This is a genomic window from Dolichospermum sp. LEGE 00246 (assembly GCF_015207865.1).
GTDB classification, from domain to species: domain Bacteria; phylum Cyanobacteriota; class Cyanobacteriia; order Cyanobacteriales; family Nostocaceae; genus Dolichospermum; species Dolichospermum heterosporum.
In genome coordinates, this window is the sequence record NZ_JADEWA010000724.1 from 1 (window position 1) to 1538 (window position 1538).

Annotated in this window: 2 protein-coding genes; both read left to right on the top strand. The window is 43.0% G+C overall.

The genetic code is table 11. The features are described from left to right. Positions 1–273 precede the first annotated feature (273 nt). On the top strand, positions 274–471 hold the full coding sequence (locus IQ228_RS25940; protein WP_193964995.1) for a hypothetical protein: 198 nt from the start codon (positions 274–276) through the stop codon (positions 469–471). A gap of 77 nt (positions 472–548) precedes the next feature. Beyond that, positions 549–1538, top strand: a 990-nt coding sequence (gene ldpA, locus IQ228_RS25945; protein WP_370566957.1) for a circadian clock protein LdpA, incomplete at its 3' end; no start/stop codon positions are given.

The following is a 1538-nucleotide window of genomic DNA, read 5'->3' on the forward strand; positions in this document are numbered from 1 at the left end:
TAGATGAAACTGAAAGAAAGAAACTTGAGGATATCGCCCAAGGTTGGGGAATGAGTCTTTCGTCAGCCTTAAAAAGATTAGTTAGAGAGAAATAAAATGTTGAAAAGATTTAATGACCCGCATCATGATCGAGAATATTGGCAGCGGTTAAAACCGCACGGGTAGGCTTTCCCCCGCGCTCTAAAGAGACGCGGCTCCCAGCCTTCCCGCGATCCCCTGGTGGGAGATGTCCGCTTTTTAGGAATTAACCCTTGTCAACGTTGTGTAGTCCCCATGCGGGATTCTTATACAGGGGAAGCTTATCCAAACTTTCAAAAAATCTTTGGGCAAAAACGCCAAGCAACTATGCCTACTTGTGTAAATACAGCGCAATTTAATCATTTTTATAGATTAAGTGTAAATACCAGAGTTCCCGTTACGGAAGCGGGGAAAATGATCACTCTGGGCAGTAGTATCGAAATATGCCAATAAAAAATTAGTAACAAAAAAATCTAAATTTTCCTAATGACAGTCTGCAATTTCCAGTGAAATAAACGCATAATGGAAATGTGACTGATTTATTAGCCCCTTTACAATCCCTAAAACAAGGTAATTGGTTCAAATTAATTTGCGGAGCCAGTTATCAACATCTTCCTGCGGTCAGAAATCTCACGTTAGCCTACACTTTGGCAGGTGCTGACTGTGTAGATGTGGCTGCCGACCCGGCAGTTATTGCCGCTACCCAGGAAGCTTTACTAGTAGCCCAAGGCTTGGTAAATGATGCCCAGAAGCGAGGCTTTGCTTTTACAGGTAATTTACCTTTGTTAATGGTTAGTCTCAATGATGGTGAAGATCCCCATTTTCGGAAAGCTGAGTTTAATGCTCAGGACTGTCCTAGTGATTGTTCCAGACCATGTGAAAAAATTTGTCCAGCCCAAGCAATTTTATTTAACAATACCAAAGATGATTTTTCTGGAGTAATTTCTGAAAAATGTTATGGCTGTGGCCGTTGCCTTCCTATCTGTCCTTATGGGATAATTTATACAAAATCTTATGTGTCAACCCCAGGGGAGATAGCACCATTGATTATGTCAACGGGAATAGAAGCCGTAGAAATTCATACTCAAGTGGGGCGGTTGGCAGAATTCCAACGGTTATGGGACGCAATGACACCTTGGGCAGATAAATTAAAATTGGTAGCCATCAGTTGTAACGATGGAGAAGGGTTAATTGATTACCTAAAAGCTATTTACAATTTGATTGTCCCCCGTCCCCAGTTTCTGATTTGGCAGACTGATGGACGTTCTATGAGTGGTGATATTGGTGATGGTACTACCATAGCCACAATAAAATTAGGACAAAAAGTTTTGACAGCAAACCTACCGGGATATGTGCAGTTAGCAGGCGGCACTAATAGCTACACCGTCCCTAAATTGCGGGGAATGGGACTTCTCCAAGAGGCAAGGGAGCAGGGAGCGGGGAGCAAGGGGGAAAATGAAGAAATGGAACAAGGAACAGGATATAAGCAGGAAAATTCATCTCCCCTGCCCCCTGCCCCC

Bases quoted from the DNA above. Each gene is read 5' to 3' on its own strand.
- IQ228_RS25940 (WP_193964995.1), top strand. From the start codon at position 274: ATGCGGGATTCTTATACAGGGGAAGCTTATCCAAACTTTCAAAAAATC.